8 protein-coding genes and 1 pseudogene are annotated in these 14162 nt (G+C 73.8%); 8 read left to right on the forward strand and 1 reads right to left on the reverse strand.

Translation table 11 applies throughout. The features are described 5' to 3' along the window. The first annotated feature begins 3 nt into the window (after positions 1–3). The 7 genes and pseudogenes from ACIBEC_RS20485 to ACIBEC_RS20515 all read left to right on the forward strand — a co-directional run bounded on the left by ACIBEC_RS20485 (position 4) and on the right by ACIBEC_RS20515 (position 10313). On the forward strand, positions 4–807 hold the full coding sequence (locus tag ACIBEC_RS20485; protein ID WP_396288246.1) for a hypothetical protein: 804 nt from the start codon (positions 4–6) through the stop codon (positions 805–807). Continuing rightward, entirely contained in the window at positions 804–2186 is a 1383-nt protein-coding gene (locus tag ACIBEC_RS20490) for a lanthionine synthetase C family protein (protein WP_360501849.1), read from the forward strand. Before ACIBEC_RS20485 ends, ACIBEC_RS20490 begins: the two co-directional genes overlap by 4 nt. Continuing rightward, positions 2183–5557 carry a lantibiotic dehydratase gene (locus ACIBEC_RS20495; RefSeq protein ID WP_360501847.1) on the forward strand — a complete coding sequence of 1125 codons (3375 nt, stop codon included), beginning with the start codon at positions 2183–2185 and terminating at the stop codon, positions 5555–5557. The genes ACIBEC_RS20490 and ACIBEC_RS20495 overlap by 4 nt, the downstream gene beginning before the upstream one ends. A 237-nt stretch (positions 5558–5794) precedes the next feature. After that, positions 5795–7336: an MFS transporter gene (locus ACIBEC_RS20500; protein WP_360501844.1), complete on the forward strand. Its 1542-nt coding sequence runs from the start codon at positions 5795–5797 to the stop codon at positions 7334–7336. A 125-nt stretch (positions 7337–7461) separates the two neighbouring features. Next, a complete protein-coding gene (locus ACIBEC_RS20505; protein ID WP_360501842.1) occupies positions 7462–7851 on the forward strand; it encodes an SCO5389 family protein in 390 nt (129 codons plus the stop codon). Between the two features lie 241 nt (positions 7852–8092). Further along, positions 8093–9128 (forward strand): annotated as a pseudogene (locus ACIBEC_RS20510) (LLM class flavin-dependent oxidoreductase). A 159-nt stretch (positions 9129–9287) separates the two neighbouring features. Continuing rightward, positions 9288–10313: an NADP-dependent oxidoreductase gene (locus ACIBEC_RS20515; RefSeq protein WP_360501839.1), complete on the forward strand. Its 1026-nt coding sequence runs from the start codon at positions 9288–9290 to the stop codon at positions 10311–10313. Between the two features lie 100 nt (positions 10314–10413). On the opposite strand, the gene ACIBEC_RS20520 is transcribed toward ACIBEC_RS20515, so the two are convergent. Next, positions 10414–10875 carry an SsgA family sporulation/cell division regulator gene (locus ACIBEC_RS20520; protein ID WP_360501837.1) on the reverse strand — a complete coding sequence of 154 codons (462 nt, stop codon included), beginning with the start codon at positions 10873–10875 and terminating at the stop codon, positions 10414–10416. Between the two features lie 436 nt (positions 10876–11311). Between ACIBEC_RS20520 and ACIBEC_RS20525 the strand changes: the two genes are divergently transcribed. After that, positions 11312–14128 (forward strand): AAA family ATPase, encoded by a 2817-nt coding sequence (locus tag ACIBEC_RS20525; protein ID WP_360502011.1) that lies wholly within the window; start codon positions 11312–11314, stop codon positions 14126–14128. Positions 14129–14162 lie beyond the last annotated feature (34 nt).

Raw genomic sequence — 14162 nt, forward strand, 5'->3', positions numbered from 1 at the left:
GACATGGCCGACAAGAACTCCGAACCCGGTGGGCCCAGCGGCATCGGCGACCGCCCACAGGACGACTTCGTGGCAAGGAACCTCTCCGACCCATCCGAGCGGCCGGCCAAGACGCTGACCCTCAGTGGCCTGCTGGGCGACAGCGACCGCACCGGATTCCGGCGCCTGTACTTCAACAAACAGCTCGACTACTACGCCGAGTTCGCCTCCGCGGACGTGCTCTCGGTGGAGACCGTCGCGACCGACCAGCCGCCGTTCGTCGGACTCGACGCGACGAAGGTCACCCTGCGTCGCGACGCGACCGTGCACTTCACCCGCGTGGAATCGGCCGCTCCCGTGGACGAGTTCGACCTCGACCTCCGCCTGGGGCAGCCACGCCCGACGGGCATGCAGCCCCTCGGGCCGGAGACCGGGGCCCCCTGTCACACCGACTTCGCCTGCGGCACCGACTTCGACTGCCCGACGGAATTCAACACCGGCTGCAAGCCGCACACGTGCCAGTGCACCGACGACACGGTATGCGCCACCCTCCGCAGGACCTGCCAGACCTGCCAGACCTGCGCCACCTGTGGTGAGAACACCTGCGCCACGTGCGGTGAGGACAACACCTGCGTCACCTGCGGCGGAGCCACCTGCGTCACCTGCGGCGAAGCCACCTGCGTGACCTGCGGCGGGTTCACTTGCATCACCTGCGGCAGAGGGACCTGCGCCACCTGTGGCCAGGCCACGTGCCACCTGTGCGAAACCCGCGACACCTGCAACCCGCACGTGTTCACCTGCGGACCGAACCCGCAATGCCGGATGTGACGGCATTCGGCACGGCCTCGCCCACACCGCCCGCGCCGGCGGCGCAGGGCCGCGACGGCTGGACACCCCGGCTGGGGCCGGCGGCCGGGGCACGTGCGCTCGAAGCCGCCCGGCTGATCGCCGACCGGGCCACCGACCCCCCGCGCGTGCGGGCGGCGATCGAACTCGCCGCCCGGCAGACGTCGTTCCCCGGATCGGTGCGCTGGGACCCCGTGTCGCTGGCGCAGGGCGACACCGGCCAGGCCCTGCTCTGCGCCCAGCTGCACCGCTGCTTCCCCGCCGAGGGCTGGGACCGCACCGGGCACGCGCACCTCGCGCGCTCGGTGGCCGCGCTGGAGCGGCGCGGCAGCGCCCCGCCGAGCGTGTTCGGGGGGCTGAGCGGTGTCGCGTTCTGCGCGGCGGTGCTGGGCGGCGGTCGCGGCTACCGGCGCCTGCGCCAGGTCCTCGACGGCCGGATCGCGGCGGTGAGCCTGTCCGCGGCGGCGGCCATGCGCGGGAGCAGGGGCGTGCCGGTGTCGGCCTTCGACCTCATCTCGGGCCTCAGCGGCATCGCCACCCACCTGCTGCCCTCCGGTGCGGACCGGCCCGCGCATCCGGCGCTCCCGCAGGTGCTGCGCGCTCTCGTGGGCCTCGCCCGCTCCGGTGGGCACCCGCCCGCCTGGTACACCCCGGTGGCGCTGCTCCATGACGAGGAGCAGGCCCGCTCCTATCCGTTCGGCAACCTCAACTGCGGTCTGGCGCACGGCATCCCGGGCCCGCTGGCGGTGCTGGCCCTGGCCGTCCGCAGCGGGGCCGTGGTCGAGGGCCTCGAACCGGCCGTCCGCGAGCCGGCCCAGTGGCTGTCGGCCCACCGGGTGGACGACGCGGCCGGGCCGAACTGGCCCGCCGTCGTCCCGCTGGTCGACGGCGGGCCCGGCCTGCGCGAGGGCCGCGCGCACCACGCCACCCGCAGTGCGTGGTGCTACGGCAGCCCGGGGATCGCCAGGGCGCTGTGGCTGGCGGGCAGCGCGCTCGGCGACGACGGCCTGTGCGGCGCGGCGGTGCAGGCGATGGAGGCCGTCTACCGTCGGCCCGTCCCCGAGCGCGGCATCGACTCCCCGACCTTCTGCCACGGCGTCGCCGGGCTCCTCCAGGTGACGCTCCGCTTCGCCGACGACACCGGGCTGCCTGTGTTCACCGAGGCCGCCGTCGCTCTCACCGAGCAGATCCTGGCGCACGTCGACCCGTCACGGCCGATGGGGATCGCGACGGTGGAGCCGGCGGGCAATCTCGTCGACCAGCCCGGCTTCCTCGACGGGGCGGCCGGGGTCGCCCTCGTCCTGCTCGCCGCCGCGACGGACCAGGAGCCGGTGTGGGACCGCGCCGTGGCGCTGTCATGACGCCGGCCCCGAGCCCCGACCCGGCCCCGGCAGCGCCCGTGAACACCCGCGCCGCCGCCGACGCGGCCCCGCCGCACCGCCGCAGCCCCGCCCCCCTCTACGAACCGGCCCCCTGGCTGATCGTCCGCACCCCCCTGCTGCCTGCCCGCGGACCGGGCGCCGCCACCACCGCGAACCCCCGCGACGCCCTCGCCGACCCGCGCATCCGCCGGGCCCTGGCCATCGCCAGCCCCGACCTGCTCGAAGCACTGCAGCGCCCCGGGGCGAGCCCGCGCGACGCCGCCCGGGCCGAGCTGAAGCTGGCCCGCTACCTGATCCGGATGAGCACCCGGCCCACCCCGTACGGCGCGTTCGCCGCCGTGTCCCTCGCGGGCTGGGGCGAGCGCACCACACTGTCCGTGCGCAACGACGCCGACCGCATCCGCACACGCCCGGACATGGGCTGGCTGACCGACCTGTGCCTCACCCTGGACGACGACCCAGCCGCCCGCGCCGACAGCCGGTGGGCGGTCGGCGCCCACGCGGTCGAGCGCCACGGCCGGCTCGCCCTGGCCGACGGCGGACCCGCGCAGAGCACCGGCTCGGTCCGCCTCACCACCGCCGTACGCGAGGCACTGCGCGCCGCCCGCCGCCCCGTCCCGTACGCGGCGCTGCGCCGCCACCTGTTGGACCACACGGGCGGCAGTCCCGAGCAGGTCGACCGGCTGCTCACCGACCTGTGGCGCCAGCGCCTCCTGGTCACGGACCTGCGCGCCGCCCTCACCACCACCGAACCGGCCGACGAGCTGCGCGGCCGCCTCGCCGACCGCCCCGCCTGCGCCCGCACAGCCGGCCGACTCGCCGACCTGCTCGCCGAGATGGCCGATCTCGACAGCGCCCCGGCGGACGAGGCACCGAAGCGGGCCCGCGGCATCGCCCAGCGTGCGAAGGCCGTCCACCCGGCCGACGGACCGGCGTTCCAGACCGACATGGCCCGGCCCGTGGCCGGCGACCGGCTCACCGCCCACGTCGGCGAGGCCTGCGCCCAGGCGGCCGAGCTGCTCCTGCGCCTGTCGCCGCAGCCGCTGGGCTGCGCCGAACTGTCGGCCCACCGGGGCGCGTTCACCCAGCGCTACGGCCACGACCGGGAGGTGCCCCTGCTGGAGCTGCTGGACGAGCACACCGGGATCGGCCCGCTCGCACACGCGCACGGCGCCCGTCAGGCGCTGCCGCCCGAGGTGGCCGCCCGGCGCGCGAACGCACTCACCGACCTCGCCCTCGGCGCCCTGCGGGACGGGCAGCGCGTCGTCGAACTGACCGACGCCCTGCTGGCCGACCTCCAGACCCGGGACCCGTCGACCGAACCCGTACCCGCGCCGCTCTCCCTGGAGCTGTCCGCCTTCGTCGCCGCCGCCTCCCCCGAGGCCGTGGACCGCGGGGACTTCCTCCTGGTCGTCGGACCCAACCTGGGCGCCAGCAGCGCCGGCCGCTCGCTCGGACGGTTCGCCGACCTCCTCGCGCCGCAGGGCCCGGCGGCACTGCGCGCCCTGGGCGAAGCCGAGAGCCGGGCCCGCGCCGACGCCGCCCTGCCCGCCGAGGTCGTCTACCTCCCCGCGAACCACCGGATGGCGAACGTCGTCGTGCGCCCCGCCGTCCACGAGCACGAGATCGTCCTCGACGTCCCCGCCGGGGTGCCCGCCGAGCGGGTCGTGCCGCTCGACGACATCCTGGTCGGCATCCTCCACGACCGCTACCGGCTCCGGTCTCGGCGGCTCGACGCCGTGCTGCGCCCGACCGCGCGCCACATGCTCAACACCCATCAGGCGCCCGCCGTCTGCCGCTTCCTCGACGAGGTCGCCCGGGACGGCTCACCCGAGTTCGCGGCCTTCGACTGGGGCCCGGCGGCCGGCTTCCCGTTCCTGCCCAGAGTGCAGTACGGCCGGATCGTGCTGGCCCCCGCCCGCTGGCTGCTGCGCCCGGCCCTCGACGGCGGCGAGGGCCGGCCGGCCGGCGCCGAGGCCTTCGCCGCCCACGTGGCCGCCTGGCGCACGCAGTGGTCGGTCCCGGCGCGCCTCTACCTGACCGTGGCCGACAACCGGCTGCTGCTCGACCTCGACGACCCCGCCCAGGTCGAACAACTGCGCGCCGAGGCCCGCAGCAGCCGGGCCGGGCTGCTCGTGCTCCAGGAGGCACTGCCCGACACCGCCGACGCGTGGGTGCCCGGTGCGGACGGCGTCTTCATGAGCGAGCTCGTGGCACCACTCGTCCTTCGCCCGCAGGCGGCAGCACGGGCGGACGGGCGTGCGGACGGGCAGGCGGGCAGGCGGGTGGCCCCGGGGACGGCGACGCGGACGACACCCGGACCACAGGCGGTACCTCAGGCCGTACCGCAGACCGGGCCCGCGCCGACGGTCGCGCGCGGCGACGACCGCCCCGTCCCGATCCGGGACCGGCTCCGCCTGCCGGGAAGCGACTGGCTGTTCGCCAAGCTCTACTGCGACCACGACCAGGAGAACGGCCTCCTGGCCGGCCCCCTCAGGCACCTGTGCGAGATGGCCGAGGTCTCCGGGCTCGCGCAGCAGTGGTTCTTCATCCGGTACGCGGACCCGGACCCGCACCTGCGCCTGCGCTGGAAGGGCGACCAGGAGGCCCTGACCCGGCACCTGCTCCCGGAGATCGCCCGGCTCGCCGCCCGGCTCACCGATGAGGGCCTGGTCTCCCGGCTGGTCATCGACACCTACGACCGTGAACTCGAGCGGTACGGCGGTTCGGAGGGAACCGACGTCAGCGAGCAGATCTTCTGCGCCGACAGCCGGGCCGTGATGCGGCTGCTCGCCGAGACCGGGCCGGCACACACCCAGCCCCTCGCGGACGGCCCGTCCGCCGTGGACAACCCGGACGGCTCGGACGCCCCGGACGGCGCGGACGGCGGCGACCTCACCGAGCTCGCCGCCGTCAGCACCGACGACCTGCTCGCCGGGCTCGGCCTCGACGCCGATGAGCGCCTGCACTGGTACACCGACCAGGCCCGGCAGTTCTACGACTCCGCCCGCCGCCAGGCCGGCGAGGACTACCGCGTGCGCCAGCGGCGCCTGCGCACCCTGCTCGGCACACCGCAGGGCCCGGCCCTGCTGGGCGGCGCGGTGCAGACGATCCTGGCACAGCGCCGCAGCGCGCTCGCCGAGGCCGTCGACCGGCTGTCCGAACTGGAGGCTGCCGGGCGGCTCGCCACGGACCGCGACCGGCTGCTCGGCAGCTACGTCCACCTCCACTGCAACCGGCTGCTGGCCGAGCGGCGCCCGTCGGAGGGGCTGCTGGTCCAGATGCTCCAGCGCACGCGCAAGGGCCTGAGCGTGGAGAGCGAAGCTGCCCACCGCGACCAGCCGGCCTGACCGACTCGCCGAGGGCGAACAGTCTCGTGTTGCGAGCTCCGGGCCGGCAAGAGGTCTTGCCCGATGACCCGCCATGGCCGGGACGGGGTTTACACCCCCGATCGACGGTTGTCCGGAAATCACCGCTTGTCCGTAATGAACGGTTGTGTTCCCTATCTCCTGGGGATACTGTCGAGGTTGGTGAACGAATCCGTCCCCCTTCCACTCGTTCGCTCCCGAGCCATTGGGGAACCTGCCATGGCCACCTCGCGTGCCCTGGCCACGGCTCCGCCCGCGACCGCACGTCGGGGCCAGCATCCAGGGATAGCCCTCACCGTCATCGCGGCCACCCAGCTGATGGTCGTCCTGGACATCACGATCGTGAACATCGCGCTGCCGCACATCCAGCAGGCGCTGAAGTTCAACACCACCGACCTGTCCTGGGTCATCAACGCCTACACCCTGACCTTCGGCGGGCTGCTGCTGCTCGGCGGCCGGGCGGGCGACATCCTCGGCCGTCGGCGGGTGTTCGTCGTCGGTGTGCTGGTGTTCAGCCTGGCCTCGCTGCTCGGCGGGGTCGCGCAGTCCTCCGCCTGGCTGCTGGCCGCGCGGGCCCTGCAGGGGCTGGGCGGCGCGATCGCCTCGCCGACCGCGCTGGCACTGATCGCCACCAACTTCAAGGAGGGCCCGGACCGCAACCGGGCCTTCGGCGTGTTCTCCGCCGTCGCGGGCGCGGGCGGCGCGATCGGGCTGCTGCTCGGCGGCATGCTGACGTCCTGGCTGTCCTGGCGGTGGGTGTTCTTCGTCAACGTGCCGATCGGCATCGCGATCGCGCTCCTGGCGCCGCTCTACATCAACGAGTCCGAACGCCACCCCGGACGGTTCGACCTCACCGGCGCTTTCACCTCCACCGCGGGCATGGTCTCGCTGGTGTACGGCTTCATCCGCGCCGCCGAGCACGGCTGGACGGACACCGTGACGCTGACCGCGTTCAGCCTCGCCGTCGCCCTGCTGGCGGCCTTCGTGCTCAACGAGCGGCGCGTGACACAGCCGATCACCCCGCTGCACCTGTTCCGCGACCGCAACCGCTCCGGCGCGTACGGGCTGATGCTCTGCGTGGCCGCGGCGATGTTCAGCATCTTCTTCTTCATCACCCTGTTCGTGCAGGAGATCCTCGGTTTCAGCCCGCTGCGGGCCGGCTTCGCGTTCCTGCCGATCAGCGTGGCCATCATCGCCGCCGCCCAGTTCGCCGCCCGCAACCAACTGCGGTGGGGCCCGAAGCCGTTCCTGGTCACCGGCTCGGTCCTGGTGCTGGCCGGAGTCACCTGGGCCACCCGGATCGACATCAACACCAGCTACGTCGGCGGCATCCTCGGGCCGACCCTGCTGTTCGGCTTCGGCATGGGCTCGATCTTCGTCCCGGTGATGCTCACCGCCGTCTCCCGGGTCGCCCCGCACGAGACCGGCGCCGCCACCGGCATGCTCAACACCACCCAGCAGGTGGGCGGTTCGCTGGGCCTCTCGATCCTGGTCACGGTGTACGGCACCGCCAGCCGCAACGAGGCCCGCCAGCAGGTCGGGAAGTTCCTCCAGCAGGCCACCCCGCAGGAGGCCCTCCGCTTCAAGGCGACCGGGCAGCTGCCCGAGCCGTACTCCTCACAGGTACTGGTGCACGGCATCGCGAGCGCCTTCCAGCTGGGCCTCGTCTTCGCGGCGCTCGCCGTGGTGATCGCCTCGCTCGTCATCAAGGTCCGCCGGCTGCCGGAGGCGGATGTCAGCCCTTCGGGGGGCGGCACTTGACAGGGCGTCGGGGATACCGAAATCTTAACCGCAATGGTTTTCATCTTCGATAACCATCGCGGGCAGGTGTTTGCGCACCGATGCCCACGTACGCCACTCCCGGCACCCCCCGAAAGAGGACACCCATGTCGCTCGACGTCTCCCCCGCCCTCCTCGACCAGGCCCGGGAGGGCCGCGTCGACGAGGCCGACTTCCTGGCCACCGTCCGGGCCTCGCTCCCCTACGCCTACCAGGTCGTCGCCGGGCTCAGCACCGAACTCGCGGACGGTGACGAGGAGTTCACCACCGACAACACCACGCCCAGCGACGAGCAGCGGGCCCAGCTGCTGCGCGCGCTCGCCAGCAACGCCATCCGGGGCAGCCTGGAGGACCACTTCGGAGTGAAGCTCGCCTTCGTCAACTGCCACCGCGTCGGCGCCTTCCGGCCCGGCTCCGAGGACAGCGAGGCGTACCGCGAGTTCACCTCGCTGCACAACCAGATCCGCAACCAGAGCCCGGAGCTGCGCAGCTGCTGACGACCGCCGTACGGAGGGCCCCCGCCCGGGCGGGGGCCCTCCGCGCGTAATGTCGCGTGACGCCACATGGCGCCGCATGGCGCCCGGTTGCGTCCCGCTGCGCCCGGTTGCGCCTCGTTGCAGCCGGGTGTCCGGATCGCATTGCCGATCTTGTCGGGCCGAGGGGCGGGCGCTACGTGCGGAGGGCACGGACCGTCCGGCCCTCCCCCGGGCCGCCTCACACCCAGCGGAGCCGCCCACCATGCCGGACCCCCGCCCGCTGCGCAGACTCGGCTTCCTGACCATCGGGCTCTTCGACGAGGCGGACCCGCGCCGGGGCCACGAGTCCACCCTGGACCTCATCACCCTCGCCGAGCAGCTCGGCTTCGACAGCGCCTGGCTGCGCCACCGCCACCTCCAGTACGGGATCTCCTCCCCCGTCGCCGTCCTCGCCGCCGCCACCCAGCGCACCAGCCGCATCCAGCTCGGCACCGCCGTCACCCCGCTCGGCTGGGAGAACCCGCTCCGGCTCGCCGAGGACCTCGCCACCGTGGACATCCTGTCCGGTGGCCGGCTCAACCCCGGCTTCAGTGTCGGCCCGCCCACCCAACTACAAGCACGTACGCGACGCGCTCTACCCCGACACCGGCGAGCACGAGGACTTCAGCCCCCGCCGTGCCGAACGCCTCCTCGCCCTGATCCGCGGCAAGGACGCCTCCGATTTCGCCGGCACCGAAGGCGTCGAGGTGTACTCCCGCCGGGTCCAGCCGCACTCCCCCGGCCTCGTTTCCCGCCTCTGGTACGGCGCCGGCAGCCTGCGCTCCGCCCGCTGGGCCGGCGGACAGGGGCTCAACCTGCTCACCAGCAGCGTGATGAAGACCGAGCCGGACGACCGGCCGCTCGACTTCGCCGCGATCCAGGCCGAGCAGATCCACGCCTTCCGTGAACGCCACCCCGACGGCGAGCGGGCCCGGGTCTCCCAGAGTCTGGTGGTCATCCCCACCGACAGCGCCACGCCCGAACAGCGCGCCAAGTACGAGGCGTACGCCCGCGCCCCGCGCACGCACGCCCCACAGGGGCCGGCCCGGCTCCTGTTCGCCCCCGACCTGGTCGGCACGACCGCGGAGCTCGTCGAGCGGCTGCACGCCCACGCCGGGTACCGGGAGGTCGACGAGGTCGCCTTCGCGCTGCCGTTCACCTTCGAGCACCGGGACTACGTACAGATCCTCACCGACCTCGCGACCCGGCTCGGACCGGCCCTCGGCTGGCGCCCCGCCGCGGCGCCCGGGGAAGGCTGACCGGCCGAAGATCTCCGAGGGCCGGCAGGTCGGGCGGACTCGACCTCCGGGCGTTCCTACGGGTCTCCGTGGGTCATCGGCTCTGGTCAGATGAATAAGCGCTTGCTTAGAATCGGGTGCGTCGGGTTCCAGAGCCGCGTGCACACCCCAGGAGACGTCATGACCGGAGACACCGGAGACATCGCAGTCAACCGCCAGATCCGCCTTGCCCGGCGGCCGGTCGGGGAGGTGCGGGCGGAGGACTGGACGCACGGGAGTGAGGCGGTCGGGGTGCCCGGGGACGGGGAGTTCCTGGGGCGGACGCGGTACGTGTCACTGGATCCGGCGATGCGCGGGTGGTTGGACGACCGGCCGTCGTACCTGCCGCCGGTCGGGTTGGGCGAGGTGATGCGGGCGGGCTCGGTGGTCGAGGTCGTCGCGTCGAACCACCCGAAGTTCCGGGTCGGGGACCACGTGGTCGGCGCCTTCGGGGTCCAGGAGTACGCGGTGTCCGACGGCAAGGGCGCGATGACGGTGGATCCCGCGCTCGCACCGCTGTCCACCTACCTCGGCGCCCTCGGGATGCCCGGTATGACGGCGTACTTCGGGCTGCTGGACGTCGGGGCGCTCAAGGAGGGCGAGACCGTGCTGGTCTCCGGCGCCGCCGGGGCGGTCGGCAGCATCGTCGGGCAGATCGCCAAGGTGAAGGGCTGCCGGGTGATCGGCATCGCGGGCGGTCCCGAGAAGTGCGCGCTGCTCACCGAGGAGCTGGGCTTCGACGCGGCGATCGACTACCGCGCCGACGACGTCCGCAAGGCGCTGCGCACCCACGCCCCGGACGGCATCGACGTCTACTTCGACAACGTCGGCGGGCCGATCCTGGACGCCGCGCTGACCCGCCTCGCCATGCACGCCCGGGTGGTGATCTGCGGGGCGATCAGCCAGTACAACAACGAGAGCGCCGTCGAGGGCCCGTCCAACTACCTGTCGCTGCTGGTGCGGCGGGCGCGGATGGAGGGCTTCGTGGTGTTCGACTACGCCCGCCGGTACGCGGAGGCGACCGCCGAGATCGCGGGCTGGATCGGCGACGGCCGGATCACGGTGAAGGAGCAGGTGGTGGAGGGCACCGTGGACGACTTCCCGGAGACCTTCCGGATGCTGTTCCGCGGTGAGAACACCGGCAAGCTGGTGCTCCGCCTGGCCTGATCCGCCCCACCCGGGAAGACCCCTCGTCGGACTCTCCCTCGGCCGTGGCCGCCGGCGTCGGTCACGGCCCTCGGTCACGGCCGTCGGTCACGGCGCTCGGTCACGGCTCGGTGCGCAGCTGCGTGACGAAGGCCTCCCAGTCCAGTTCGGCGGCCTTCCGCGTCTGCTCCGCCGACACCAGCCGGTAGGTCGCCTCGAACCACTGCGCCAGCGCGGCGACGGGCAGTTCAAGGACGGCGCTCGTCTCCCTCGACGCCAGCCGTAGCCAGGCCAGTTCGCCCCGTTCGCCTGGCACCGGCCAGATCCGGACGTCGCCCTCGCCGCTCGGTTCGGAGAGACCCCGGTACAGCAGCTCACGGCTGATCCGCCAGGTGACGCTCCGTCCCCGGGGCGGGGTGAGCGTGACGGACACGAGGACCGGTGTGTCCCGATCGAAGCGGAAGTCCGCCCGTAGGGGCTGCCGCTCGACCCGTCCCAGCACCCGCCGGACGTCCAGTGAGAGCTCGAGGACGTCCTTCGACGCCTCCCGGCAGCCGCCGTGTCCGAACCCTTCGCCGCTCATGGGCGGTCTTCCCCTCTCGTGGATCCCCGTCGTCCCCTCGACTGTTCTGCAACCGGCCGGTCCGGAGCATCCGTCACTTGACCGAAGGTTCCCGTACGTCACGGGCCGCTCGACGGCCCGCTCGACGGTCCGGCGCGGGGCGGTACGGAACGACGCGGGGCGGGGCGAGGCGCTGCGGGCCGGGGCGAGGCGCTGCGGGGCTGTACGGTTCGGGGCGGCGGAGGGGAACAAACCGTCAGATGACTGGTGTGCGCCGCTCCCTCCCGAGGTCACACCTATGTGTGGAGGGAAGCCGATGGTGACGTCGGCCGAAAACCTGATCGGAACACCTTTCCGCCCGTGGGAAAATGGCGGAAGGACACGGCAGCGCTGGGCTTCCTGTGGACCGTAGTCGTAGGGGGAGCCCGTGAACGAGCCGGCCAGGACCGTCCGGACGATGGTCGGCCGCCGGCACGAGGGGGACGTACTGTCCTCCTTCGTGACGTCCGCGCAGGGACAGGCACTCGTCCTCAAGGGCGAGACGGGGGTCGGGAAGAGCGCGCTCCTCGAGCACGCCGCCGAACTCGCGGCCGCGAAGGTCCACCGGGTGATCCGGGCGACCGGCGTCGAGGCCGAGTCGGACCTGCCGTTCGCCGGCCTGCACCAGTTGCTGCACCCGCTGCTCCCCCAGCTCAGCCGTCTCGACAGCGGCTACCGCGGGGTGTTCGACGTCGTGTTCGGGCGGAGTCAGGAGAAGCCGCCGTCGGTCATGACCCTCGCCATCGCGGTCCTCGACCTGCTGTCCCTGGCGTCCTCGCAGAAGCCGCTGCTGCTGGTCCTCGACGACGGGCAGTGGTTCGACACCGCCAGCGCCGAGGTGGCCGGTTTCGCGGGCCGCCGGCTCAGCGGCGGCTCGGTGAAGCTCCTCGTCGCGCTGCGCTCGGACATCCCGTCCCGGCTGGACACCGCGGCCCTGCCCGAACTGTTCGTGCCGACCCTGTCGGAGGAGGCGGCCGGGCAGCTCCTGGACCGGCAGCACCCGGGCCTCGACCCACAGTTGCGCCGGGTCGTCCTGCGGGAGGCGCAGGGCAACCCGCTGGCCCTGCAGGAGCTGCCGCCCTACCTGAGCGGCAGGCCCGCGCGCGGGGCCGAGGAGGCGTGGGGCTATCGGGGCGTCCCGCTGCCGCGCCGCCTCCAGCACGTCTACGGCACCCGCATCGAGGCCCTGGGCGCGGAGGTGCGCGCGGAACTGCTGCGCGGCGCGCTGGACGGGGTGGAGGCCGGGCCCTCGGTGGGCCACACCCGCGGCGCCCGGTACCGGATGGCCGACGCGGACGAGGCGGCGTTCGGCGGGCTGCTGGACATCGACCCGGTCAGCGGCGACTTCGTCTTCCGCCACCCGCTGGTGCGCTCGACCGTGGTCCAGCTGGCGACCCCCAACGAACGCCGCGCGGCGCACGCCACGCTCGCCCGCTTCCACCGGGACGACATCGAGCGCCGGGCCACCCACCTGGCTGCCGCCACGGTGGACCCCGACGAGCGGATCGCCGCCGAACTGGAGGCGGCCGCCGAGTCCGCGACCCGGCGCGGCGGCGCGGTCGCCGCGATGGCCTGGCTGGTCCGGGCCGCGGAACTCAGCGAGAACCACGCCGACCGCTCCCGGCGGCTGGGCGACGCGGCCTACCTCGCCGGGCAGGCCGGCCTGCTCGACCGGGCGCAGCGGCTGGCCCACGCGGACGTCGTCCCGGGCCGCGGCGAATCGCCCGCCGCAGTGCTCGCCGCCGCCTATCTGGCGCTGTACCAGGACGGGGAGGTGCGCTCCTCGCGACGCCGGATCATCGCCACGATCGAGGCCCTGCGGGCCGACGGCCTGCGGGAGGACGGCGTGCGGGTCGACGGCGTGCGGGTCGACGGCGTGCGGGCCGACGGACTGCGGCGAGACAGCGCACGGGAAGACAGCGAGACGGTCAGCCGGCTGATCAACCTGCTGCTGGCGAACTGCCAGTACGCGAGCGACGGCGCCGCATGGCAGGAGGTCCGCGCGTTCCTGGACCGGCTGGGCGACCTGGTGCCGACGCGCTCGCTGATCTACCGCGACGCCTGGAGCGACGTGGTGCGGCACGGCGCCGGGGCACGGGAGCGCCTGGAGGCCGCGTTCGCCGGCCGGCAGGACCTCGAACCCTGGGACGTCACCCGCCTCGGCGTCGCCGCCTACCACCTGGACACGCTCGGCCCGTACCGGCCGCACCTGCAGCGCGTCGTCGACCGCGAGGTGACGACCGGCGCGATGTCGGCCGGCATGACGATGCTGCACCTGATCATGCTCGACCAGATGGCCGTCGGCGAGTGGGACGAGGCGGAGCAGAGCGGGCTGCGCAGCCTGGAGCTGGCGACGGACCACGACCACGACCTCTTCGCCCACCACAGCCGCGCCTACCTCGCGCTCCTCGCCGCCATGCGCGGCCGCCTGGACCGGGCCCGCGAGCTGCAGGCCGCCGTCGACGCCTGGGCGCGACCGCGCGGGGTGGGGTTCCTCACCCAGATCGCGGACTCCGTCGGCACGACCGCCGCGCTGAGCGAGGGCGACTACGAGGCCGCCTACCTGTACGCGATCGGCATCACCACCCCGGGCTCCTTCACGCCGTACGCGCACCAGGCGTCCCGCACCCTGCTCGACCTCGTCGAGGCGGCGCTGCATACCGGGCGCGCGGACCAGGCGCGTCGGCACGCGCTGGCCGCGCGCGACGCCGGACTGCCCGACATCTCGCCCCGGCTGGCGCTGGTGACGTACGGCGCGCTGGCGATGACGACCGACGACGAGAAAGCGGCGGCCGAGCTCTTCGGGCTGGTGGAGACGCTGCCGGACGCCGTCCGCTTCCCGTTCGAGCTGGCCCGCATCCGGCTCGCCCACGGCGTGCGGACCCGGCACTCCCGGGGGCCGGCGGCGGCCCGGCAGCCGCTGGCCCGGGCCACGGAGGCCTTCGAGCGGCTCGGCGCCCCCGCCTGGGCCGAGCGCGCCCGGGCCGAACTGCGCGCCTCAGGCCTGCCCGCGCGGGCCTCCTCCGCCCACCTGGCCACCCTCACCTGGCAGGAGCACCGGATCGCCGACCTCGCCGCCGCCGGCCTGACCAACAAGGAGATCGGCGAGCGGATGCACCTGTCACCCCGTACCGTCAGCTCACACCTGTACCGGGTGTTCCCCAAGCTCGGCATCACCTCCCGGGCCGCCCTGCGCGACGCGCTGGGTGACGCCCCGGCCCCCGGCGCGGGCTGAGCCGCACACGTGCGCCCCGGACAGGCCGCTGCCG

It is taken from the genome of Kitasatospora sp. NPDC051164, from assembly GCF_044455625.1.
GTDB lineage: Bacteria > Actinomycetota > Actinomycetes > Streptomycetales > Streptomycetaceae > Kitasatospora.

Excerpts from the sequence above, each read along its gene's own strand:
- ACIBEC_RS20485 (WP_396288246.1), top strand. The coding sequence starts at position 4 with ATGGCCGACAAGAACTCCGAACCCGGTGGGCCCAGCGGCATCGGCGAC.
- ACIBEC_RS20495 (WP_360501847.1), top strand. The coding sequence starts at position 2,183 with ATGACGCCGGCCCCGAGCCCCGACCCGGCCCCGGCAGCGCCCGTGAAC.
- ACIBEC_RS20500 (WP_360501844.1), top strand. The coding sequence starts at position 5,795 with ATGGCCACCTCGCGTGCCCTGGCCACGGCTCCGCCCGCGACCGCACGT.
- ACIBEC_RS20505 (WP_360501842.1), top strand. The coding sequence starts at position 7,462 with ATGTCGCTCGACGTCTCCCCCGCCCTCCTCGACCAGGCCCGGGAGGGC.
- ACIBEC_RS20515 (WP_360501839.1), top strand. The coding sequence starts at position 9,288 with ATGACCGGAGACACCGGAGACATCGCAGTCAACCGCCAGATCCGCCTT.
- ACIBEC_RS20520 (WP_360501837.1), bottom strand. The coding sequence starts at position 10,875 with ATGAGCGGCGAAGGGTTCGGACACGGCGGCTGCCGGGAGGCGTCGAAG.
- ACIBEC_RS20525 (WP_360502011.1), top strand. The coding sequence starts at position 11,312 with ATGGTCGGCCGCCGGCACGAGGGGGACGTACTGTCCTCCTTCGTGACG.